The 19,119-nt window shown below is 51.4% G+C and carries 13 protein-coding genes; 11 read left to right on the top strand and 2 right to left on the bottom strand.

Translation table 11 applies throughout. The annotated features are described in order from the left end of the window. Positions 1-12: 12 nt before the first annotated feature. The 6 genes from I8U23_RS03880 to pyrE are packed head-to-tail and all read left to right on the top strand — an operon-like array spanning position 13 to position 7,870. Positions 13-954, top strand: coding sequence for an aspartate carbamoyltransferase catalytic subunit (locus I8U23_RS03880; RefSeq protein ID WP_206760016.1), 942 nt, complete (start codon positions 13-15; stop codon positions 952-954). After that, the gene (locus I8U23_RS03875) at positions 939-2,231 is read left to right on the top strand and encodes a dihydroorotase (protein WP_198050783.1); all 1,293 of its coding nucleotides are present in this window, start codon (positions 939-941) and stop codon (positions 2,229-2,231) included. The genes I8U23_RS03880 and I8U23_RS03875 overlap by 16 nt, the downstream gene beginning before the upstream one ends. Positions 2,232-2,250: 19 nt before the next feature. Continuing rightward, positions 2,251-3,342 (top strand): glutamine-hydrolyzing carbamoyl-phosphate synthase small subunit, encoded by a 1,092-nt coding sequence (gene carA, locus I8U23_RS03870; RefSeq protein WP_049720279.1) that lies wholly within the window; start codon positions 2,251-2,253, stop codon positions 3,340-3,342. After that, on the top strand, positions 3,335-6,547 hold the full coding sequence (gene carB / locus I8U23_RS03865) for a carbamoyl-phosphate synthase large subunit (protein ID WP_049720278.1): 3,213 nt from the start codon (positions 3,335-3,337) through the stop codon (positions 6,545-6,547). Before carA ends, carB begins: the two co-directional genes overlap by 8 nt. Positions 6,548-6,567: 20 nt before the next feature. After that, on the top strand, positions 6,568-7,281 hold the full coding sequence (pyrF, locus tag I8U23_RS03860) for an orotidine-5'-phosphate decarboxylase (protein WP_198050782.1): 714 nt from the start codon (positions 6,568-6,570) through the stop codon (positions 7,279-7,281). Between the two features lie 16 nt (positions 7,282-7,297). After that, entirely contained in the window at positions 7,298-7,870 is a 573-nt protein-coding gene (gene pyrE, locus I8U23_RS03855; RefSeq protein WP_037994923.1) for an orotate phosphoribosyltransferase, read from the top strand. 284 nt (positions 7,871-8,154) lie between these two features. On the opposite strand, the gene I8U23_RS03850 is transcribed toward pyrE, so the two are convergent. Next, positions 8,155-9,876, bottom strand: a complete 1,722-nt coding sequence (locus tag I8U23_RS03850; RefSeq protein WP_037994920.1) for an Rqc2 family fibronectin-binding protein — start codon at positions 9,874-9,876, stop codon at positions 8,155-8,157. 155 nt (positions 9,877-10,031) lie between these two features. Here I8U23_RS03850 and I8U23_RS03845 point away from each other — a divergent pair, with 155 nt between their 5' ends. Together I8U23_RS03845 and dapF are read left to right on the top strand one after the other, a co-directional pair. Beyond that, a complete protein-coding gene (locus tag I8U23_RS03845) occupies positions 10,032-12,776 on the top strand; it encodes a calcium-translocating P-type ATPase, SERCA-type (RefSeq protein ID WP_232335452.1) in 2,745 nt (914 codons plus the stop codon). Between the two features lie 24 nt (positions 12,777-12,800). Continuing rightward, the gene (gene dapF / locus I8U23_RS03840; RefSeq protein ID WP_037994918.1) at positions 12,801-13,622 is read left to right on the top strand and encodes a diaminopimelate epimerase; all 822 of its coding nucleotides are present in this window, start codon (positions 12,801-12,803) and stop codon (positions 13,620-13,622) included. Positions 13,623-13,640: 18 nt separating this feature from the next. Here the strand turns inward: dapF and I8U23_RS03835 are convergent, their stop codons facing one another. Further along, the gene (locus I8U23_RS03835; protein ID WP_037994915.1) at positions 13,641-14,390 is read right to left on the bottom strand and encodes a DUF3153 domain-containing protein; all 750 of its coding nucleotides are present in this window, start codon (positions 14,388-14,390) and stop codon (positions 13,641-13,643) included. Positions 14,391-14,608: 218 nt separating this feature from the next. On the opposite strand from I8U23_RS03835, the gene I8U23_RS03830 reads away from it, so the two are divergent. The 3 genes from I8U23_RS03830 to bcaP all read left to right on the top strand — a co-directional run bounded on the left by I8U23_RS03830 (position 14,609) and on the right by bcaP (position 19,087). Further along, complete coding sequence (locus tag I8U23_RS03830) at positions 14,609-15,964, top strand: glucose-6-phosphate isomerase (RefSeq protein ID WP_198050781.1); 1,356 nt, start codon at positions 14,609-14,611, stop codon at positions 15,962-15,964. 255 nt (positions 15,965-16,219) lie between these two features. Continuing rightward, positions 16,220-17,290 (top strand): M42 family metallopeptidase, encoded by a 1,071-nt coding sequence (locus I8U23_RS03825; protein ID WP_062843164.1) that lies wholly within the window; start codon positions 16,220-16,222, stop codon positions 17,288-17,290. A 399-nt stretch (positions 17,291-17,689) separates the two neighbouring features. Further along, entirely contained in the window at positions 17,690-19,087 is a 1,398-nt protein-coding gene (bcaP, locus tag I8U23_RS03820; RefSeq protein ID WP_082240642.1) for a branched-chain amino acid transporter BcaP, read from the top strand. The last annotated feature ends 32 nt before the right edge of the window (positions 19,088-19,119 follow it).

Genomic DNA, 19,119 nt, shown 5'->3' with positions numbered 1-19,119 from the left:
GGAGGGATTCAGTTGACTGTGACGAAGCGAAGGTTCGCCCCCAACCATTTGTTTGATACCAAGGATTTATCCAGAAATGAAATACAAACGCTTTTGGACCGGGCGCAGTATTGGGAGGAGCATTGGCAACCGGGACATGCACCGTATCAAGGGCGGTTTGCGGCAAATCTGTTCTTTGAGCCGAGCACCCGGACCCGCTTTTCCTTTGAAGTGGCCGAAAAAAAGTTGGGAATGGAAGTGATTCATTTCTCTCCGGAAGTTTCCAGCACGGCCAAAGGAGAGTCGCTGTATGACACGGTCAAAACCTTGTCTTCGCTCGGAGTCCGTGTCGTGGTGATCCGGCACGCCGACCCCTGTGTTTTTCAGGAATTGGCCGACCGGCTGCCGGAATGCGCGCTCGTCAATGCCGGAGCCGGATGCCTGGCCCACCCGACACAAGCCTTGTTGGATTTGTACACCATGAGGAAGCATTTTAAAGAGTTGGAAGGAAAGAAAGTAGCGATGATTGGCGATATCAAGCACAGCCGGGTGGTGCGTTCCAGTCTCTGGGCGTTGTCCCGGTTTGGCATGGAGATCATGGTGAGCGGTCCGGATGGAATGCGGGATGAAGAGATTGAACAACTGGCGCCTTATGTGCCGTTTGAAGATGCTCTCCGGGAAGCTGATGTGGTGATGATGCTGCGGGTGCAGTTGGAACGGCATGACCAAACGCTGTTTTCTTCTGCACAAGCGTATTTCAGGCAATTCGGGCTGACCCGTAAACGGGCCCGGCTCATGAAGCCGGATGCCATCATCATGCATCCGGGACCGGTCAACCGGGGCGTGGAAATTGCAGATGAAATGGTTGAAGATCAGCGTTCGAAAATTTTCGAACAGATGAAAAACGGAGTTTGGGTGCGGATGGCGGCCTTGGAAAGAGCGATGGGAGGGGATTTTCGTTGCGTATCCTGCTGAAAAACGGGAACTTGTTGGATCCGGAAAGCAAAGAATTGGTGCAAAGAGATTTTTGGATTGACGGGCAAAAGATCCGGGCGATTGCCCCGGAGATCCGTCCCGATGAAGATGTGACGGTGATTTGGGCCGACGGAAAACTGGTTTGCCCCGGGCTGATTGATATGCATGTTCATTTGCGCGAGCCCGGATTTGAGCAGAAAGAGACGATCGAATCGGGATGCCGGGCGGCGGCGCGCGGCGGATTCACAACGATTGCGCCGATGCCGAACACCAACCCTGTCACCGATTCGCCGGACAAAATTAAAGAAGTGATCAATCGCGCAAAGAAAACCGGTTTGGCCCGGGTTTTGCCTTATGGTGCCATCACCATCGGACAGCGGGGGGATGAATTGACCGATATGGCCGGCATGAAGAAAGCCGGGGCAATCGGTGTCACTGATGACGGGGTCGGCGTGCAAAGCGCCAAAATGATGAAAGAAGCGATGAAGAAAGCCGTGGCGGCAGACCTTCCGGTGGTGGCCCACTGTGAGGATGACACGCTGGCCAAAGGCGGATGCGTCCATGAAGGCGTGTTTGCAAAAAAGCACGGCCTGACGGGAATCCCTTCGTCTGCAGAAGCGGTCCATGTGGGGCGGGACATTTTGCTGGCGGAAGAGACAGGGGCGCACTACCATGTTTGCCACATCAGCACCAAAGCGTCTGTCCGGCTGGTGCGGGAGGCCAAAGCCCGCGGGCAAAAAGTGACGGCCGAAGTGACTCCGCATCATCTGCTGTTGTGTGACGAAGATATCCCCGGGCCCGATCCTAATTGGAAAATGAACCCGCCCCTCCGCTCCAAAGAAGACCGGCAAGCATTGATCGAAGGTTTGAAAGACGGTTCGATCGATTTCATTGCAACGGATCACGCCCCGCATACGGCGGAAGAAAAACAGGCGGGAATCGAACAGGCCCCGTTCGGCATTGTGGGTTTGGAAACGGCATTTCCGCTGCTTTATACGCATCTGGTCATAAAAGGTGTGATTACGTTGCACGAATTGGTGGACAAGATGACCTTGAAACCGGCGGAAGTTTTCCGGTTGCCTTACGGCCGCCTGGTGGAAGGGGGACCGGCCGATATCACGGTCATTGATCTGGACCGGGAAAAAGTGATTGATCCAAAGGACTTTGCTTCCAAAGGCCGCAACACCCCGTTTGCCGGTTGGAAATTAAAAGGGTGGCCGGTTCTGACCATCTTGAACGGAAAAGTGACATGGCAAGATGACGATTGCCTGATGTAGTGGAAAAGGAGGAGCGTCCGTGAAAGCAAGATTGCTGTTGGAAGACGGTACGTTATTGGTTGGCGAATCATTCGGGGCAGAAGGGTTTAAAAGGGGGGAAGTGGTGTTCACCACCAGCATGACCGGTTATCAGGAGATTTTAACCGACCCTTCTTATTGCGGGCAAATGGTGGTCATGACATACCCGCTGATCGGCAACTACGGGATCTCGCGCGATGACAACGAATCCCTGCGCCCTTACGCTCACGGTTTGATCGTGCGCGAGTATGCCGAATATGCCAGCAACTGGCGCAACGAATTGCCGCTGGGAACGTTTTTGAAGGAATACGGATTGATCGGAATTTCCGGAATCGACACCCGGATGCTGACCCGCAAAATCCGGATGCACGGAACGATGAAGGGAATCATCACCACCGGCGAAGAGAGTTTGGAGGAATTGAATGAACAGTTGAAGTTTCCGTTGATGCGTGACCAAGTGGCGCGTGTCAGCACCAAAAGCATTCATATTTCCCCGAACAAGGGAAAACGGGTGGTTTTGATGGATTTCGGAGCCAAACACAACATTGTGCGGGAGTTGGTGAAGCGCAACTGCGAGGTGATTACCGTTCCCTACAGTACCTCAGCCGAAGAAATCATGCGCTTCCGGCCGGACGGGGTGATGTTGTCCAACGGTCCCGGGAACCCCAAGGACGTGCCGGAGGGAATCCGAACGATCCAACAATTGATGGGGAAAGTGCCGCTGTTTGGCATTTGCATGGGCCATCAGCTGGTCGCGTTGGCCGCCGGAGCCGACACGGAAAAAATGAAGTTCGGGCATCGCGGCGGAAACCATCCGGTGAAGGAGCTGGCAACCGGACGCACCGTGATCACTTCGCAAAATCATGGGTATGCCGTCACTTCTGACTCGGTGAAAAACACCGGATTGGAAATCACGCACATTGCGTTGAACGACGGGACGGTCGAAGGGCTCCGGCACAAAACCCTGCCGGTGTTCACCGTCCAATATCATCCGGAATCGGCACCGGGCCCGCTTGATTCGGGTTATCTGTTTGACCGTTTTCTTGAGATGATGGAGTCTTTTGCACGGAAGGGAGAGACCGTCAATGCCTAAAGATTCGACCTTGAAGAAAATTTTGGTGATTGGTTCGGGGCCGATTGTGATCGGCCAGGCCGCGGAATTCGACTATGCCGGGACGCAAGCGTGTCAGGCGCTGAAAGAAGAAGGATTGGAAGTGGTTTTGGTCAACAGCAATCCGGCCACGATCATGACCGATACCAACATGGCAGACCGCGTCTATATTGAACCGCTGACTGCCGAATTTATCACGCAAGTGATTCGCAAAGAGCGTCCGGATGGTCTTTTGCCCACCCTGGGAGGGCAAACCGGCTTAAACTTGGCGGTGGAATTGGCCAAACAAGGGGTTCTAAAACGGGAAGGCGTCCGTCTTCTGGGAACCGATCTGCAAGCGATCACCCGTGCAGAGGACCGCGATTCGTTCCGGGCATTGATGCAAGAGCTGGGAGAGCCGGTTCCGGAAAGCGCAATTGTGCACACGGTCGATGAAGCGCTCCGGTTTGCCGGAGAAGCCGGCTATCCCGTGATCGTCCGGCCCGCTTACACACTGGGCGGAACCGGAGGGGGCATTGCCAAAGACGAAAAAGAATTGCAAGAGATTGTTGAAAACGGGCTCCGTTACAGCCCGATCACCCAATGCCTGATCGAACAGAGCATCGCAGGATACAAAGAAATTGAATATGAAGTGATGCGCGATGCCGCGGATAACGCCATCGTGGTGTGCAACATGGAAAACTTTGATCCGGTGGGCGTACACACCGGGGACAGCATCGTGTTTGCCCCGAGTCAGACCTTGACGGACCGGGAACACCAGATGCTCCGGAATGCGGCGTTGAAAATCATCCGCGCCCTGGATATTCGTGGCGGATGCAATATCCAGTTTGCACTCGATCCGCACAGCTTCCAATACTATGTCATTGAAGTGAATCCGCGGGTGAGTCGTTCCAGTGCGCTGGCTTCCAAAGCGACGGGATATCCGATCGCCCGGGTGGCTGCCAAAATTGCACTGGGCTACACACTGGACGAATTAAAAAATCCGGTGACCGGACAAACCAGTGCTTGTTTTGAACCGGCCATCGATTATGTGGTCTGCAAAATTCCCCGCTGGCCGTTTGACAAATTTGTCTCGGCAAACCGGGAATTGGGAACCCAGATGAAAGCAACGGGGGAAGTGATGGCCATCGGGCGGACATTGGAAGAATCGCTTTTAAAAGCAGTGCGTTCGCTGGAAATCGGGCAGGATGATTTGAACCTGCCGGGAGCCGGGGGAATTCCCGGCGACAAGTTGAGAAAACGGCTGCAAAAACCGGATGATGAGCGGCTGTTTTTGCTGGCGGAATGGTTCCGGCGCGGACACAGTCTGGAAGAAGCCCATCAACTCACCCGAATCGACCGTTTTTTCCTGCATAAAATCGGACGCATCATCCGGATGGAAAAAGAGTTGCAAGCATCCGGTTCCCTTGCCCCGGAGTTGCTCAGAAAGGCCAAGCAATTCGGGATGACGGACCGGGCGATCGGCCGCCTTACAAACCGGACGGAAAAAGAGGTTCGCGCGTTGCGGAAACAACACCACATTGTCCCGGTTTATAAAATGGTGGACACCTGCGCCGCGGAATTTGCCGCAAATACCCCGTACTATTACTCGTCTTATGAATCTGAAGACGAAGTGGCGGTAAGCAAAACAAAAAGCATTGTGGTCCTCGGCTCGGGGCCGATCCGGATCGGTCAGGGAGTCGAGTTTGATTATGCGACCGTGCATGCGATCATGGCCATCCAAAAAGCCGGCTATGAAGCGGTGATCATCAATAACAATCCGGAGACGGTCTCGACGGATTTCAATATCTCTGACCGTCTGTACTTTGAACCTCTCTTTAAAGAAGATGTTCTCAACATCATTGAAAAAGAAAATCCGCTCGGGGTGATCGTGCAATTCGGCGGGCAAACCGCTTTGAATCTGGCGAGGGACTTGCAGGATGAAGGCATCCGGTTGTTGGGCACCTCTTTGGAGGAAATTGACCGTGCGGAAGACCGGAAAAAATTTGAACAGTTGATGAGCGACCTCCAAATTCCACAGCCTCCGGGAACGGCGGTCACTTCGGTGGACGAAGCGGTAAAAGCCGCCCGGATCCTGGGATATCCGGTGTTGGTCCGTCCGTCCTATGTGCTGGGAGGGCGTGCCATGGAAATCGTCCATAACGAAATGGAACTGCGCTCTTACATGGAGCAAGCGGTCAAAGTGAATCCGGAACATCCCGTCCTGATCGACCGTTACTTGTTGGGCAAAGAGGTCGAAGTGGATGCGATTTGCGACGGGGAAAGAGTCCTCATTCCCGGTATCATGGAACACATCGAACGGGCAGGGGTCCATTCCGGGGATTCGATTGCTGTTTATCCCCCGCAAACCCTGACCGGGGAGCAAAAAGAGCAGGTTGCCCGGATCACGGAAAAAATCGCCAAAGCGCTTCACATCAAGGGAATCATCAACATTCAATTTGTTCTGTATCAAAATGAACTGTACACCTTGGAAGTCAATCCGCGGTCATCGAGAACGGTTCCCTTCTTAAGCAAAGTCACGGGAATTCCCATGGCGCAAGTGGCCACCAAAATCATGCTCGGAGTCAATTTGCGGGAGCAAGGATATGATCAGTCCGGATTGTGGCCGGAAAGTGAGTTTATTTCAGTGAAAGTGCCGGTCTTCTCCTTTGACAAGCTGACGAAGGTGGATATCGCCCTCGGGCCGGAGATGAAATCCACCGGGGAAGTGATGGGAAAAGACCGGGATTATGCCCGGGCGGTTTACAAAGGCCTGATGGCCGCCGGCATCCAGATGCCGCGCTTTGGCACAGTGGTGGCAACCATCGGGGACAAAGAAAAAGAAGAAGCACTTCCCTTGATGAAACGTTTCTATGAGTTGGGTTACCACATTGTCGCCACCCAAGGCACGGCGGAAGTTCTGGAAAAAGCCGGCTTGCCCGTGAAGCGGTTGAACAAGTTGAAGGAAGGATCGCCCAACATTTTGGATTGGATCCGCCAGGGAAAAGCCGATTTGGTTGTAAACACTTGGACGCGGGGAAGAACGCCGGAGCGGGACGGTTTCCGGATTCGCCGGGAAGCGGTGGAACATGGCGTTGCTTGTTTGACCTCGTTGGATACGGTGCAAGCTCTTTTGGAAACCTTGGAATCGATTCAATTCCATGCGGAACCGCTCAAAAAGCCGGATTTCGCCCGAGTGTTGGTGTAAAGGAGGAAGGAGGAGGAACCATGGAAAATCCGCAAAATCGTATCTTTCTCGCGTTGGATGTTCCGGATGAGAAGCAGGCAGACCGCTTGCTTTCCCTTTGGGACCCGGGCGAACGGCCATTGATCAAAGTGGGGTATCAGCTGTTTTTCTCCGCGGGACCCCAATGGGTGGAGAAACGAAAAAATGCCGGCGATACCATTTTTTTGGATTTGAAACTTCACGACATCCCCAATACGGTGGCCAAGGGGATCGAATCGCTCAGCCGGTTGGGGGTGGATTTTGTCACCATCCATGCTTCCGGCGGCAGAAAAATGATGGAGAAAGCGCGGGAGATTGCCGAGAAACATGCCGGTGGATCCCGCCGGTTGAAATTGCTGGCGGTGACCCAGCTGACAAGCACGGATCAGAGGATGTTAAACCAGGAACTCGGCATCCCGGGGAATGTACGTGAGTCCGTGCAGAAATTGGCGTCGTTGGCCTGCGATGCCGGGATGGACGGGGTGATTTGTTCGGGGTTGGAAGCCCGGTGGGTCAAACAAGCGGCCGGACCGGGATTTTTGGCGGTGACACCCGGCATCCGCCCCCAAGGCTTTTCAAATAACGATCAGAAACGAATCGTCACTCCCCGGGAAGCTGTGGTGAACGGAGCCGATTACCTGGTGGTCGGCCGGCCGGTGACACAAGCGCCGGATCCGAAAAAAGCCTTTCAGTCCCTGGTGGAAGAGATTTGTTAAAAAAGGAGTGGAACAGATGGCTTGGTCCTTGGAAAAAGCGATGAAACGAAGAGAGGTGCTGAAAGAAGGACACTTCCTTTTGTCCTCGGGTCGCCACAGCGCCCGGTATATGCAATGTGCACAGCTTTTGATGCATCCGGATGATGCCGAAAAAACGGGACAAGCGTTGGCCAAAAAATTTGCAGGCATTTCCGTGGATCTGGTGGCCGGGCCGGCACTCGGTGGAGTCATCATCGCCCATGAGGTGGCCCGCGCCCTGAATGTGCCATGTATTTTTGCTGAGAGAAAAGACGGGGTGATGCAACTTCGGCGCGGTTTTGAAGTCGCTCCCGGCCAAAAGGTATTGGTGGTGGAAGACGTGGTGACCACCGGAGGATCGGTCAAAGAAGTGATCGGGCTCTTGGAAGAAAGAAAAGCAGACGTTGTGGGCGTCGGTTCCATTGTGGACCGGACCGGCGGGCAAAATCCGTTTCGCCAGCCTTACCTGGCTTTAAAGAAGGTGGAGATCGAAAGTTTTGACTCCAAAGATTGTCCCCTGTGCAAAAAAGGGATCCCCGTCACAAAACCGGGAAGCCGCGGAAACCGATGACGATCGCGGCCCCAAAGGCTTCGCCAAGGCGGGGCCTTTTTGTTTTGCAAGCCGGTCGGGGGAAAACCCGGAAAAAGCATGGAGCAAGAGCGTGTTCATTTTTCTCATTTCATCATCTGCTAAACCGGTCAACTGCCCAGGTGACCAAAGACCAAAATCCACCGGGGCGCTCAGGCGGCTTGATCCGGAAAAGTGATCCATGATGAAGGGGCAGGCTGCATCCTGTTATTAATTGCGTTTTGCAAAATTTAAGGAGTCAGAGGAAATCTGACTCCTTTCTTCTGTTATTTTAGGTTTTGATTGTTTAAAAGCCGCATAATCACTTCTTTTTCCGGCGTGACATAGATCGTTTGTTGATGATCGTAAGTGACAAAGCCGGGGCGGGCGCCGGCCGGTTTTTTGACATGTTTGATCTGTGTGTAATCGACCGGCACTTGGGAGGAATCCCGGGCTTTGCTGAAATAGGCGGCCAACATGGCGGCTTCCAAGAGCGTTTCGTCCCGGACCTGGCTGGCGCGAATGACGACATGCGAACCGGGAATGTCTTTGGTGTGCAGCCAGATATGGGAGGAAGCGGCCAGCTTGTGGGTTAAATAGTCGTTTTGTTTGTTGTTCTTCCCGATCAGAATCGGGGTTCCGTCACTTGCCGTCGCCTCATAAGGGACGGGAGCTTCTTTTTTACGCGGCTTGTTTTGCCGGGAAGTTTTTTTCAGCCACCCTTCTTCCGCCAATTCTTCCTGAATCTGCTCAATATCTTTTAACCCGGCATTTTCGATTTGGGTAAGGACCGATTCAAGATATTCGATGTCGGCCCGGGATTTTTCGATCTGTTCTTGGTTCCATTTTAGGGATGCTTTTAATTTGTTGTATTTTTTAAAGTATCGTTGCGCGTTTTCCGCCGGGCTGAGGGTGGGATCGAGTTCAATTGTCAGGGCCGGGGCATCCGGGTCGTAAAAATTGATCACCTCAACCGTTTTTTCCCCCCGCTTGATTTGGTGCAGGTTGGCTGTGACCAATTCTCCCAGAATGCGGTAATGGTCCGCTTTTTCTGCTTGTTTCAATTCTTTTTGCAAGATCTTGATCTTTTTCTTGTTTTTATCCACTTCGTTTTTTAACTTGCGCATCAGCTGGGAGGTTTGCTGGCGGATCCGGTCGCGTTCGGCTTTGCCGTAATAAAAATGGTCCAAAAGTTGGCTGATGGAATCCGTGCGATAGACGGTTTCTTCCATATGGGAAAGCGGCCACACGGAAAATACGGTCTTTTTCCCTGTTTGCATGATCGCGGGGGCATACTCGTGATTCTTGGCCTTCTCCATCAATCGGGAGAAAGCTTCCCACAGTTGGTCACGGCTGCCCAATCCGGCCCGGTGAATGATTTCTTTGGCAATGAGCGGGCTGATTCCGGTGAACCGCTGGACGATTTGTTTGTCCAAACGGCCTTGGTTGTAATCAAACCCGGCGATAAACCGCTCTTTTGTCACTTCCAGCGGATTTTCCTTGTTTTGCGATGGCGGTTCCGTGTAGGAAGCCCCCGGATAGATTTGCCGGTATTGGCTCATGGCATGGCTGACCCGTCGAATTCCGTCAAGGACGGTGCCTGTGTCAGGATCCACCAAAATAATATTGCTGTGCCGGCCCATGATTTCGACGACCAGCTTGCGCGAAACGAAGTCCCCCAATTCATTTTTGGCGCGAAGATGGAGGTGGACGATTCGTTCCAATCCGATTTGGTCCACGCTTTCTATGATTCCGCCGTCCAGGTGTTTCCGGACCAAACGGCAAAACATCGGAGGTTCTTTGGGATTCTCGTAAGAAGACCGGGTCAGTTGGACACGGGGATAGGCCGGATGGGCCGAAAGCAGACATTTATGATTTTTTCCTTGCGAGCGAATCACCAAAAGCAATTCAAATTCACCCGGTTGATAGATTTTGGTGATTCTGCCGCCGGCAAGTGCCTGATTGAGTTCCTTCACCACAGCCCGGGTGACCAATCCGTCATATGACATAGGTTTCATCCTTTATTCCAGTTTCAAAAGTCATCACACTTTTCCATTTTACAATATCTTGGTTCCGACGGAAATCCGATTGTCCGGTTCAGGTATGTTTGACAGCTCGTCTGAATACATTGAAAGTAATCGTTCCGGAAAAAGGAGGAAGAATCTTGGCAGAGCAAGGACGTTGGATTGACTGGGAGACAGAGGATGTTGCTTCTCACTTTCAGGTGAATCCATCCGTTGGACTCCATGACAAAGAGGCGCAAGAACGACTTAAGCAGACCGGACTCAATCAGTTGTCGGAAGGGGAAAAATCTTCCCTTTTTGCTTTGTTTGTCGATCAATTCAAGGATTTCATGGTTTTGGTTTTATTGGCGGCGACGTTGATTTCCGGATTGCTGGGAGAATACACCGATGCCGTCGCCATCATTGCAATTATCATCTTAAACGCGGGACTGGGATTTTTTCAGGAGATGCGTGCGGAAAAGTCCCTGCAGGCTTTGAAAAAATTATCGGCGCCGGTTGCCAAAGTCAAACGGGATGGGGAGTGGAAAAAAATCGAAGCTTTCCGGCTGGTTCCCGGGGATATCGTGTCGGTAGAAAGCGGGGACCGGATCCCGGCCGATGTGCGCTGGATCCATACGGAAAGCTTATACGTTGAAGAATCAGCCCTGACCGGAGAATCGGTTCCGGTTAAAAAACAAAGCGAAGCGCTCTTGCGGCAGGATGTGGCCATCGGTGACCGGAAAAACATGGGATATATGGGGACCATGGTCGTGCGGGGGAGTGGAACGGGCATTGTCGTTTCCACAGGAATGGCCACGGAGATGGGAAGAATCGCCCATTTAATCAAAACGGCCGAAGGGACGGACACTCCATTGAAGCGCCGGTTGGAGCAACTGGGAAAAGTGCTGATTGTTGTGTCCCTCATTTTGACCGCGATGGTTGTTGTGACCGGAATCATTCACGGGCATGATGTGTATCAGATGTTCCTGGCCGGGGTTTCATTGGCGGTTGCCGCCATTCCTGAAGGGTTGCCGGCGATTGTGACGATTGCGCTGGCCTTGGGTGTGCAACGGATGATCAAACGGCAGGCTATCGTCCGCAAACTTCCGTCGGTGGAAACTTTGGGCTGTGCAACGGTGATTTGCTCGGATAAAACCGGAACATTGACGCAAAACAAAATGATGGTGACCCACATTTGGGCGGATCAGGTGCTGTTTCAAGTGACCGGGAACGGTTATGATCCCGGGGGGGACATTTTGTTTGAGCAGAAAAAAGTGGATGTCCAAAAGTGGGAGTCCTTGAAAAGGCTGATGGAGATTGCGGCCTTATGCAATAATGCGTCATTTATCCAAAAAAGTAAAAAAGGGTTGTTAAACAAAAAGAGTCAATGGGAATTGGACGGCGATCCCACGGAAGGAGCGCTGCTGGTTGTTGCGCAAAAAGCGGGATTTGACCGGAAACATTTGGACAAAAAGTGGGAACGGGTAAAAGAATTTCCTTTCGATTCCGAGCGCAAGATGATGTCGGTCTGGGTGAAACAGGCGGGGAAACATTTTCTTTTTTCCAAAGGGGCGCCGGATGTTCTGTTGAATAAATGCACCCATCTTCTGACGGATGGGAAAGTGGTGCCTTTGACGGAAGCCAAGCGCAAAAAAATCATGCAAATGAATGAGCAATTGGCAGCCAAAGCATTGCGGAATCTCGCCTTTGCCTATCGGGAAATCAAACCGGCCAACCCGGACTCAATAGATTGGCAAATGGAACAACGCTTGATTTTTGTCGGGCTGACGGGCATGATGGATCCGCCCCGTCCCGGCGTGAAAGAAGCCATCCAGCAGAGCCGGCAGGCCGGGATCAAGACGGTCATGATTACCGGGGATCATCAGGCGACGGCCGAAGCCATTGCTGCTGAGCTGGAGATCAAGCGGCCCGGCGGTTTGACACTGACCGGACAAGATCTTTACAATATGAAGGACGAAGAGTTTATCAAGATTGTCAATGATGTGGACGTGTATGCACGGGTCTCGCCCGAACATAAATTGCGGATTGTCAAAGCATTGCAGAAAAAAGGACATGTTGTCGCGATGACGGGCGACGGAGTGAATGATGCCCCGGCGATTAAAGCGGCGGATATCGGGATTGCCATGGGAGGCATGGGGACGGATGTGTCCAAGGAAGCCTCTTCGCTCATCCTGGCCGATGATAATTTTGCCACCATCGTAGCGGCCGTGGAAGAAGGCCGGAATATATACGAAAATATCCGGAAATTCATCAGTTATTTGTTGGCAAGCAATGTCGGGGAGATTTTGATCATGTTTTTGGCGATGCTGGCAAGTTTGCCTTTGCCGCTTGTACCGATCCAGATCTTGTGGGTGAATCTGGTGACGGACGGATTGCCGGCCATGGCCCTCGGAGTGGATCCGGCGGAGGAAAATGCGATGCAGCGGCCGCCGCGCGACAGCCGGGAAAGCATTTTTGCCCGCGGCGTCGGATGGAAAATTGTGACCCGCGGTCTGCTTATCGGATTTTGCTCTTTGGCCGCTTTTTGGATTTCTTATGTCGAAACGCCGGAGAATCTGGTGCGGGCACAAACGGTTGCCTTTGCCACACTGGTCCTTTCCCAGTTGATATATGTGTTTGATTGCCGTTCGCAAGGGACGATTTTCCAACGCACGCCGCTGGATAACCCCATGTTGGTGTTGGCTGTGTTGTCTTCGGCTGTTCTCTTGCTGGGTGTGATTTATTATCCGCCGCTCGGGCCGGTCTTCCACACGGTCCCGCTCGGTCTCAGGGAATGGATCCTTGTAACGGTGACTTCCACGATGCCCGTCATTCTGGCCGGATTGTTCGATGTCCTGCGCACGGTTTTTTACCGCAAACCGATGAAAACCGTCGTACAGCGATGATGGGAAGGAGAAAAGAACGACATCATGAATTTCACGAAAATGCACGGACTTGGAAACGACTTTATTCTCATCCACCAGACCCAAAAGCCGTCTTTTGATGAATGTTCGGCGTTGGCACGGAAGATGTGTGACCGACACACGGGAGCCGGTGCGGATGGCCTGGTGGTGATGTATCCGTCCGATCAAGCGGATCTTTCCATGCGGATCTTTAATTCGGACGGATCGATGGCGGAACAATGCGGCAATGCCATGCGCTGTGTGGCCAAATATTATTATGAAAAAATTTCAAGCCGGAAAAATACGTTTGCGATCGAAACCAAAGTGGGGGTGCAACCGGTTTGGACGGATGGGAAAAACGTGAGGGTGGATATGGGGAAACCCGTTTTGGCACCAGCGGAGATTCCCGTCCGGTTGAGCGGGGAAAAAGCGGTGAACCAAACGATTGAAGCGGACGGGGTCTCATTTCGGTTTTCGGCCGTGTCCATGGGGAATCCTCATGCGGTGATTGAAGTGGAGGATTTAGACAAGTTTCCGGTCGAAAAGTGGGGACCCGTTCTGGAAAAACATGATATGTTTCCGCAAAAAGCAAACATCGAGTTTGTCACGTTCCAGTCGCCGCAAGAGGTATGGATGCGTGTGTGGGAGCGGGGCGTCGGGCAAACCATGGCTTGCGGCTCCGGCGCTTGTGCGACGGTCGTGGCGGGGGTGCTTGCCGGCCGCCTTGACCGGACGGCCCGGGTAAAGCTTTTGGGAGGCGAATTGCTCATCGAATGGAATGAACAAGATCAACATGTTTATATGACGGGGCCAGCTGAATTTGTTTATGAAGGGGTATGGCTGGACTGACGCCATACCCGTGGCTGATTACTTTCGGTTGTCCCAACGGAAGGAAACGGGAGGTTCTGTTGTGGAATCTCCTGTTCTTTTTTTGCTGCGGCGCATGCGGATCCCCCAAATGATCCCGGCGACCAAACCGATGATGGCGATCAGCAAAATCACACTCCATGTATAGGGATTGGGAATGACATAAACAACATAGACAGGATTGGGCTTGGCCGGATCGATCTGCCATGTCAAGGTTTTTCCGCCGTTTTCCACGGAGGTTGCGTTATGTTCGTCCGCTTGAAGCGGAGTGGTGAGATGAAAACGGAAATTCATTTGTTCCAGAATCCATTCCGCCAGGTCTTGCCGGGGCATTTCATCCGAAAAGTCGATCACATCCCGATAAATGATCTGGGAGGTGAAAAATTGATGTTCCACGTTTAAACCGCCGTCGTCTTTTGGCCCCGATGCAGGTGCAGAGCCGGTCGGTTGCAGAGACTCAAAGGTTTTTGATGGTGGTTCCTCGATCACGCTTTGGACCCTTTTTTCGGCCACAAAGCCTTTTTGGGATCCTTCTGAAATCTCCCGCAGCTGAAATCCTTGCTGCTTCAGCCGGGTTTTGACATTGCCCAGATTGGTGAGGATCAAATCATTGGTGAGGATTTTCACTTGGTAGGTTCCGGATCCGTCGCGGTGGATGTCCACATGAATGTCGGCTTGGACACATCCGGTGAAGAACAGAAAAAAAGACAGACAGATCAGCGTCAGGATCAGATGATTTCGTCTGTGCATAACAATCCCCTTTGACTTTTTTCTGGATTATACACGGAATCATCATTTGCTTCAAATGAACCGGAACAAATCGGGGAAATGTAGAAATGGGAACGCTTTCGTTTGAACATGCTCCTTGATTGTTTTTTGAAATGACTTATCGGTTACATTAAAATGAAGATTGGTTTATTCATGGAAAAACCGTAAAACCAGGAATCGGAGAATGAGGGTGAAAAAACATGAAAAACGTGATTACGTTTGATTACACCAAAGCCAAAGCTTTTTTCAGCGAGCAGGAAATCGATCAGATGGCTCCGGCGGTCAAAATGGCGCACGAATTGCTACATACGGGCACCGGAGCCGGATCTGATTTTCTCGGTTGGCTGGAACTGCCGGAAAAATATGACCGCGAAGAGTATGAGCGGATTAAAAAGGCGGCGCAAAAAATTCAATCCGACTCGGACGCTCTAGTGGTGATCGGGATCGGCGGTTCCTATTTGGGAGCGCGTGCAGCGATTGAAATGTTGACCCATACGTTTCATAACCAATTGGCGAAAACCGGGCGAAAAGTGCCGGAAATCTATTTTGTGGGCCATCACATTGCTTCCACTTATGTGGCGGATCTGTTGGAGGTGCTGGAAGGAAAAGAAGTCAGTGTCAATGTGATTTCCAAATCCGGAACCACAACGGAACCGGCCATTGCTTTCCGGATTTTCCGTGAGTACATGGAGAAACGCTACGGAAAAGAAGAAGCCCGTCGCCGGATTTATGCCACCACCGACCGGAAAAAAGGCGCTTTGAAAAAATTGGCCGATGAAGAAGGATATGAAACATTTGTCATTCCGGACGATGTGGGCGGACGCTACTCGGTGTTGACCGCTGTCGGGCTTTTGCCGATTGCCACGGCCGGAATCGACATCGATGAAATGATGGCGGGAGCCCGGGCCGGGATGAAACGGTACGGGAATCCGGAGTTGGCGGAAAATGAGAGCTACCAATATGCATTGGTGCGAAATGCGTTGTACCGCAAAGGAAAAACCACCGAGATTCTTGTCAACTATGATCCGTCTTTGCAATATTTCAGCGAGTGGTGGAAACAGCTCTACGGGGAAAGTGAAGGAAAAGACCAAAAAGGAATTTTCCCGGCATCAGTCAATTTCACCACCGACCTGCATTCCATGGGGCAATACATTCAGGAAGGCTTGCGCAACATTTTCGAAACCGTGGTGTTTGTGGAAAAATCCCGCAAATCCGTCACCCTTCCGGAAGATGCCGGTGACTTGGACGGACTGAACTACCTGGCGGGCAAAGAACTGGATTTTGTCAATCGCAAGGCTTTTGAAGGAACCATGCTGGCCCATACGGACGGCCATGTGCCCAACCTGGTGGTCTCCGTGAGCGAGCACAGTCCGTATGCATTCGGACAACTGGTGTATTTCTTTGAAAAAGCGTGTGGAATCAGCGGGTATTTGTTGGGGGTTAATCCGTTTGACCAACCCGGGGTGGAAGCTTACAAAAAGAACATGTTTGCCTTGCTCGGAAAGCCAGGGTTCGAAAAAGAAAAAGAAGAATTGCTCAAACGGTTGAATTTCTGAAACGTTGCCACTTGGTTTGGACCCATCCGGTTTCATCCTTCCGATGAGCCGGATTTTTTTATTTGCAGGCTTTTTAAGCATGAAAACGCGAGCGGGATGGAGAACCATCCAGAAGTTGATTGACAAATCCGTTTGGAGGCGTGCGGAGCGATTTGCTCTGTTATTGCATATATTATAAATTTTATGTGATAATGAAAAAATAAGTCATTTTTATCGATCCATCACAGAGGCTATAAAGGCAGGAGGACAGATTCTATGGACGCTTTGCAAAATTTGATGGAGGAACTGGTCAATGCCAAAGGGGTTCCAGGAAATGAAAGAGGAGTCAGGCAAGTGTTCCAAAAACATTTGGAACCGTTGTCGGAGGAGATCCTGACCGACCGTCTCGGGGGACTGGCCGGGAAAAAAACGGGAGATGCCGCCGGACCCAAAATCTTGCTTGCCGGGCATCTTGATGAAATCGGTTTCATGGTTACATACATTACCGAGAAAGGCTTTTTAAAGTTTCAACCATTGGGCGGTTGGTGGGCACACAATATGTTATCCCACCGTGTGGTGGTTCAATCCCGCAAAGGCGAATACTTGGGAGTGATCGGTTCGAAACCGCCTCATGCCTTAAAAGCGGAAGAACGGAAAAAAGTCATGAACATCAAGGAAATGTTCATTGATATCGGTGCGAAAAGCCGGGCGGAAGCCGAAGAAATGGGGATTCGTCCGGGAGACAGCGTGGTTCCGGTATCCGATTTTTTCACCATGCAAGACGGAAAGATTTGGGGAGGAAAAGCGCTGGATAATCGCGCGGGTTGTGCGCTGGCCCTTGAGGTGTTGAGGCAACTGAAAGATGAGGCGCATCCCAATGTTGTCTACGGCGGAGCCACCGTGCAAGAAGAAGTCGGCGTGCGGGGAGCGGGAACGCTCGCGGAATTGGTGAAGCCCGACATTGCCTTTGCGTTGGATGTCGGGATGGCTTATGACATTCCGGGCTTTGAAGGACATCCCGGGGAAGCGGCGATGGGGGAAGGCCCGTTGATGTTTATCATGGATTATACCATGATCCCGCATACCGGATTGAGAAATTTGGTGATGGATACCGCTGAAGAGTTGGAAATTCCATTGCAGGTGGATGCTTTGATGGGCGGCGGGACCGACGGGGCAAAATTCCATTTGCACGGAACCGGATGCCCGACGGTGGTGATCGGTTTCCCCACCCGGTATGTACACAGTCATAATTCATTGATGTCCAGGCATGATTTTGAACAGGCTGCCCGGTTGTTGACGGCCGTCATCAAAAAATTGGACCAAAACACGTTGGACAGCTGGTTATAATTACCGGCGGAGATTGGCTGGATACCGTTTATCCGGCCAAACTCCGCTGAAACCGCTTACAAAAAGGATCCTGTTTGTGAAGCCATTTCCTCCAAGTTATACCAAAAATATTTTTTATTAGTTGAAAATAACAAGCAAATTAATTAATATATAAATAGTTTTATTTGAAATCATATTCGTGTTTTTTGTTCCAAAAAGGATGAATTGTTGGAAAAATGACTAAAGTCGATCAAAGGGAGAGGTGGTTCGTTTTATTTCATCAGTGTATTTTGAAATATTCAAATAAAAAAACAATGGCGTTTTTGTGATGGTTGACCGATTTCGGGACAAAATGAAAAAAGCTGTGACGATTAGTTGATTTGATTGAAATGGACGCCCTATATACAGGAGGAGAGACAGGTGAATTTATTCCGGAAAAAAGACATTTCCAATGCACTTGCGGAGTCGCAAAAAGGAGGAAAATTAAAGCGGGACTTAGGCGCCTTTGATTTAACCATGCTCGGAATCGGGGCGGTCATCGGCACAGGCATCTTCGTGCTGACGGGAGCCGGTGCACTCAAAGCGGGTCCGGCCCTTGCCGTTTCCTTTGTCATTGCCGCCATCGCTTGTGCGTTTTCGGCACTGGCTTATGCTGAATTCGCATCGATGGCTCCGGTTTCAGGATCCGCTTATACGTACAGTTATGCAACCTTGGGAGAAATTATCGCATGGATTATCGGTTGGGATTTGGTGTTGGAATACATGTTCGCAGTCAGTTCGGTTTCGGTGGGTTGGTCGGGTTATTTCCAATCCTTGCTGGGTGGTTTTGGTATTCATTTTCCGGATGCACTGACCGCGGCACCCGGAGCGGTGGAAGGAGTCACCACCTATTTTAATTTGCCTGCATTTTTGATTGTCATGATCATTACGTTTTTGCTCTCGCGCGGAATCACGGAGTCGAAAAAGGCCAATAATATCATGGTGATCATTAAAGTGGCTGTGGTTCTGCTCTTTATCATCGTGGGGGCATTTTATGTGAAGCCGTCCAACTGGGAGCCGTTTGCCCCGTTTGGATTTGAGGGGATTTTTTCCGCAGCCGCTCTTGTATTCTTTGCTTTTATCGGGTTTGATGCGGTTGCTGCAGCTGCAGAAGAAACACGGAATCCCAAACGGGATTTGCCGATCGGTTTGTTGACCTCGCTCGGGATTTGCGCGTTGCTGTATGTGATTGTAACACTGGTGATGACGGGGATTGTTCCGTATCAGGAGTTTGCCAAAGACCTTTCTCACCCGATTTCGCTGGCCTTGCAGAAAGCGCAGCAAGATTGGTTTGCCGGTGTAATCGATCTGGGGGCAATCATGGGGATGACCACCGTGATTTTGGTAATGCTTTACGGGCAAACCCGGATTTTCTTCTCCATGTCCCGGGACGGTTTGTTGCCAAAGGCGTTTTCCTGGGTTCATCCCAAATATAAAACACCGTACACCAGCACATGGATTATCGGAACCATTGCGGCTTTTGTCGGAGCGCTTCTGCCTTTGGAGAAATTGGCGGAACTTGTGAACATCGGAACGCTCTTTGCGTTTACGGTTGTTTCGCTCGGCGTGATTATCCTGCGTTATACCCAGCCTGATTTGCCGCGTCCGTTCCGTTGCCCGGGAGTTCCGGTGATTCCGGCAATCGCCATTTTTGCCTGTTTGTTCTTGATTTCCAATCTGGCTGTCTTTACCTGGATTGCCTTTGCAGTCTGGTTTTTGGTCGGACTTATCATTTACTTCACGTATTCCCGGAGGCATTCTTTGTTAAATCAACAATAAGACAAAATAAAAAGGCATCTTCAGTTTGCGAA

Origin of the sequence: Thermoactinomyces sp. CICC 10735 (assembly GCF_016055175.1) — a bacterium.
Lineage (GTDB): Bacteria > Bacillota > Bacilli > Thermoactinomycetales > Thermoactinomycetaceae > Thermoactinomyces > Thermoactinomyces vulgaris.
This window is presented reverse-complemented; position numbering and strand designations above follow the sequence as displayed.

Coding starts and splice junctions, on each gene's coding strand:
- carB (WP_049720278.1), top strand. CDS start 3,335: ATGCCTAAAGATTCGACCTTGAAGAAAATTTTGGTGATTGGTTCGGGG.
- pyrF (WP_198050782.1), top strand. CDS start 6,568: ATGGAAAATCCGCAAAATCGTATCTTTCTCGCGTTGGATGTTCCGGAT.
- pyrE (WP_037994923.1), top strand. CDS start 7,298: ATGGCTTGGTCCTTGGAAAAAGCGATGAAACGAAGAGAGGTGCTGAAA.
- I8U23_RS03850 (WP_037994920.1), bottom strand. CDS start 9,876: ATGTCATATGACGGATTGGTCACCCGGGCTGTGGTGAAGGAACTCAAT.
- dapF (WP_037994918.1), top strand. CDS start 12,801: ATGAATTTCACGAAAATGCACGGACTTGGAAACGACTTTATTCTCATC.
- I8U23_RS03835 (WP_037994915.1), bottom strand. CDS start 14,390: ATGCACAGACGAAATCATCTGATCCTGACGCTGATCTGTCTGTCTTTT.
- I8U23_RS03830 (WP_198050781.1), top strand. CDS start 14,609: ATGAAAAACGTGATTACGTTTGATTACACCAAAGCCAAAGCTTTTTTC.
- I8U23_RS03825 (WP_062843164.1), top strand. CDS start 16,220: ATGGACGCTTTGCAAAATTTGATGGAGGAACTGGTCAATGCCAAAGGG.